6 protein-coding genes are annotated in these 4060 nt (G+C 45.8%); 3 read left to right on the forward strand and 3 right to left on the reverse strand.

Translation table 11 applies throughout. The features are described 5' to 3' along the window. From ACFVFQ_RS38340 to ACFVFQ_RS38350, 3 genes are all read right to left on the reverse strand, one after another. Positions 1–238, reverse strand: a 238-nt coding sequence (locus ACFVFQ_RS38340) for a MerR family transcriptional regulator (RefSeq protein WP_383425322.1), incomplete at its 3' end; no start/stop codon positions are given. A gap of 125 nt (positions 239–363) precedes the next feature. Beyond that, positions 364–996, reverse strand: coding sequence for a relaxase/mobilization nuclease domain-containing protein (locus tag ACFVFQ_RS38345; protein ID WP_021838007.1), 633 nt, complete (start codon positions 994–996; stop codon positions 364–366). Then, positions 996–1751 (reverse strand): hypothetical protein, encoded by a 756-nt coding sequence (locus tag ACFVFQ_RS38350; RefSeq protein WP_021838006.1) that lies wholly within the window; start codon positions 1749–1751, stop codon positions 996–998. Before ACFVFQ_RS38350 ends, ACFVFQ_RS38345 begins: the two co-directional genes overlap by 1 nt. A 404-nt stretch (positions 1752–2155) precedes the next feature. Here ACFVFQ_RS38350 and ACFVFQ_RS38355 point away from each other — a divergent pair, with 404 nt between their 5' ends. From ACFVFQ_RS38355 to ACFVFQ_RS38365, 3 genes are all read left to right on the forward strand, one after another. Then, positions 2156–2326: a hypothetical protein gene (locus ACFVFQ_RS38355; protein ID WP_011161206.1), complete on the forward strand. Its 171-nt coding sequence runs from the start codon at positions 2156–2158 to the stop codon at positions 2324–2326. A gap of 307 nt (positions 2327–2633) precedes the next feature. Further along, entirely contained in the window at positions 2634–2894 is a 261-nt protein-coding gene (locus ACFVFQ_RS38360; protein ID WP_046129924.1) for a hypothetical protein, read from the forward strand. A 244-nt stretch (positions 2895–3138) separates the two neighbouring features. Next, a partial coding sequence (locus ACFVFQ_RS38365; RefSeq protein ID WP_383425324.1) for an aspartate phosphatase occupies positions 3139–4060 on the forward strand: 922 nt, incomplete at its 3' end.

Here is a 4060-nt window from a genome sequence, read left to right on the forward strand (position 1 = left end):
CTATGTGTTCAGCTGCTTTTTGGAGGGATTGGCCGTCCAATTTGTTCATGTTGTAGAGATACTCTATAGCGGATAAATCATCTTTGTTGTAGAGTCGCCAGCCCTTGGTGTCGCGCTCGAAAAAATAGCCGTGAGACTCGAGCAGCTTTGAATATTTGCGGACTGTGACGGTCTCTATGCCAAGGCGGGAGGACACGTCTTTTGAAGTAAGTTTTGTAGCGGTTGTATCGGTGTTCATAGCGGATCACCTCGATTTTTCCTTATGCGCTACAACATTCGCTATGAATCTCGTAAATGCCTTCCTATTTCGAAAAGTCAACGCTACAAGCCAGAAAAACAAAAAAACAGGCCGCGGGGCCTGTCTCAACGTTCCATTTCTTGATCTCTTGATCGTGCTTTGTTTTTGACGGCATGTTCCGGCTCCAATGCAAGGGGTAGATCAAGCGTTGGTTCATGCTTTCTTTCTTCCTCTAGCTCTTTCAAAAAATCACGACTGCGGGCGCTGTCTTTTGATCTCTCAAACTGCCGTAGCTTTTCCTGATCAGCGAATTGATGCAAGTCTTTCAGGTGGGAAGGATACAGGCCGACCTGTTTTCCATCCTCGTTATAGCCTCGAATGACGACATGCGCGTGAGGATGCCCTTTATCATCATGGACGGCGGAAACCCAATCTAGTTTAACGTTGTACTTGGTTTCAAAACGATTCATGGTGTCTCGGACCAATTCCTTCAGATCGGTCCCGTAGCGCTCTTTTTCATCCTCGCTGAGCGAGATCACGAGCTTATGGCCGACCACGCCGACCTTTGGCTGTTCGTTCAGCTTTTGGAAAAATTCAATTCGTTTGATGTTGTCCTGGGTAGCCGTGAACAGTTCCGGCGGTGTCCGGTGATGATCACGATCAAGTTCTATGTACTTGATATGCTCTTTGATGTGAGAGATCGGCTTGCCGCCTTTGTGGTGGCTGGCAAAACCAAGCGATTTCACATGAACGACCATCAGTATCTCCCCTGCTCGTATTCTTCAATCAAATTCCTGTTTGACTTAAACCGGCTGTAATTGTCCAGAAGGAACTGGAGTTTCTTCTGCAGCGATGCGTTTTCTTTTTCTTGATTGCGCAGCTGCCGGGTTAACTCCTCTTTTTCCTGATCGATCTGCCTTGCGCGGTTGTAATAATGTTGGGTGTTGGCTTTTTGATTTTCGTGTTTTTGATTTAATGACTCATGCAGTTTCTGAAGCTCTTCGTATTGTGCTGCCATTTGGGCAAGCATCTCTCTGATCTGATTGCATTCAGACTCTAGTGCTTTGTTTTCCTGAATGAGAGAGCTGATCTTTTCAGCGCCTTCCTTGTCGAGACGGCCCTGCATTCGCTTGGCGGCAAGTCCGCGGATTTCTTCACGCTTTTGTTTTGGATTGCTTTTGTTAAAGAGACTGTCAAATATTCGTTCCAGAATGATGGAGCTGTAGACTGTCTCGAATGATGACTTTGCCGTGAGGTTAGCAATCCGTTCAACGGTTTGCTTTCCCATGTCTTGAACGCGTTTTTCAATCCTGTCGATCAAAGCTTGCTCGGTTGCGGACAGCAGCGAGCTTGCTTCGACAGGTTGGACTTTTCGAGCGTGATACGCCCTGATGGCGTTCTCGATCAAAAGGCCAAACTTCTTTTCAGACCCGAAATCTTGTTTCGCGAGCTTGCGACCGAGCGAAACAATTTCAGGGTCGAGTCGGACGGATTCTTTTTGCCGGGCGACCATGGTTTTTCGACCTCCTAAAATTGAGTGTTTAGCTCAATTTTAGAGTGTCGCACTGTGGGGGTCAAGGGGGAGGACGTGTCATCCCCTTTGCGGAGTGTGTCGGAAACATTGTGTCCGACACTTTTAGCTCCGCCTCTCACACCCCACAGGGGTGCTGGGATGCCATTTACCGCAAATCGGGCAGGCTCCGATTGAGGACAAATGGCTTGCTGAAGTGGAGGGCTGCGAGACAATCCGGCAGGGAGTCGCGCACCTGGAACGAGGCAAAAGATGCGGCTTTGAACAGGGAGGAGTAACGAGGCTCACCCTGTTCATTGCGCATCGGGGGCAGGCAATGGGCGACTTCATTCGCCCGCCTGCCCTGCTCTTGAAGTGATACAATTGGATAAAGGAGAGTAAGGATCATGACAAGGGAAATTGACTTCGAAAAAGCCATGAGACATGTACGAGCAACCCTTGATTTTGAAGGCTTAGTGCTTACAAAAGAAGAGGAAGAGCTTTTGAAAAGGCGGTTTCATGGAGAAATTACAGAAGAGGAATACATACAAAAAGCGCTCGAACTGGCAAGGTCTTGAGGAGGACTGGCTGCTGCAGGGAGAAAACAAGCGTTTATGCCGCGAAAGTCGATTTACAATGAGAGGCACTCTCATGCAAACTGCCGGAGGTGGCCCCGGAGGGCGGTTTTCGCCCTGCGGGGTTGCCTTTGGGAGTTTGAGGGTGCGGAGGCTCGTTGTCAATCGAACCGTGGAATAAAAAGCGGGGCCGATGTTCGGGAATCGGGAGGTAAAGGCAGCTGCCGGCGATTTTAGTCGTTCGTCTTTTTGTCGATTTGGATCCCTAACCTGGTTCCTGGTCGTTCGGTTTTTGGAAAGGTGGAAGTAAGTGAAGACAGAAGAGGAAAAGGTACTGAAGGCACTAGAGGATTTGGGCCAGATGATTAAAGAGGGTTTGGATGAGATAAAAGAGGATTTGGGAGATACGCGATCGGGTATCAAAGCAGAGACTGTGGCGTTGAAGAGGGAACTGAGTGAGTTTGAAAAAAATATGAATGAGCGTTTTGATAGACTGGATGAGGTGTTTGAGAGCAGGCGGAAAAAAATGATTGAATTTGCGAAGGAGATCGGGGCGGATATAGAGAGCTAATTCCGAGGCTTTTTGATCGCTGAATAAAGTTGTATAATTTTAGCTGCTCACATGTTTTGTTTTAGCGCTCTTGCTTTTTGGCAGGAGCGTTTTTTTTGTTTGCGGCGTCACGCAACATTTTTTCTAAGAGATTTTCTGCGATTATTGGCGGGCATCTTTATGTTAATCTTTAACATAAAAAGGGTTTTTGTTGGGAAGGAAGGAATGAGGCTCATTGGAAACCATACCATCTTCATCTGTGGGAATGAAAATCAATGCGTGGTACAACGAAATCCAGAAGCTGAATGTGATAGAAGCGGAACGGTTGAAAGCCGAAATTGAGCAGGATTTAGACAGAATGGAAGAGGATCAAGACACCCTATTGTACTATCAGATGATGGATTTGAGGCATCAGCTGATGTTGGACTACCTTTTTCCAAACGAGGAAAGGATGAGCCTTGCTGATTACCTTAGAGAAATCGAGGGACAGGGAAGAAAATTCTCGGGGTTGTTGGAATACTATCGCTCGTTTTTTACCGGAATGTACTACTTTTCGCAGGGAAAATACATAAAAGCCATTAAGTCTTATAGAGCAGCGGAGAAGAAATTAACAAAAGTTTCTGACAAAATAGAAAAAGCTGAATTTTACTTTAAGATGGCTGAAGTCTTCTATCACATGAAACAAACCCATATGTCGATGTATTATATCTCTCTTGCTGATGAAATTTATCAAAAGGAGGTTACATACAAAGTCCGCCAGATACAATGCCACTTTGTTATTTCGGGAAATTATGATGATTTATTGGCGCATGATCGCGCTTTGCCCCATCTGCACAAGGCATTGGCTCTCTCTCAAGAGATTGATAATTGGACGATGATCACAAAAGCGTTATTGAACATGGGTCACTGTTATAGCAGAATTGGAAGCTTTCAGGCAGTGCCTTTTTATCATGAGGCCATTAAAGCAGCCAAAAAGGCAAAAGCTAAAGAAATCACAAGCGCTTATTATGATTTAGCTTTAATTCATTTCACCAAAGATGAAAAACCAGAAGGACAAGAATGTTTTGAAAAGGCCAAAGAATACGCTCATGAATTCCAGGATGACTTATGTTTGTATTTGCTGGGCGTTTTAGAAGCGTTGTTCCTCAAACAAGCGGACAGATCGAAAGTTCTGGAGGCTTTTGAAC

The organism is Streptomyces sp. NPDC057743, from assembly GCF_042798755.1.
Classification (GTDB): Bacteria; Actinomycetota; Actinomycetes; order Streptomycetales; family Streptomycetaceae; genus Streptomyces.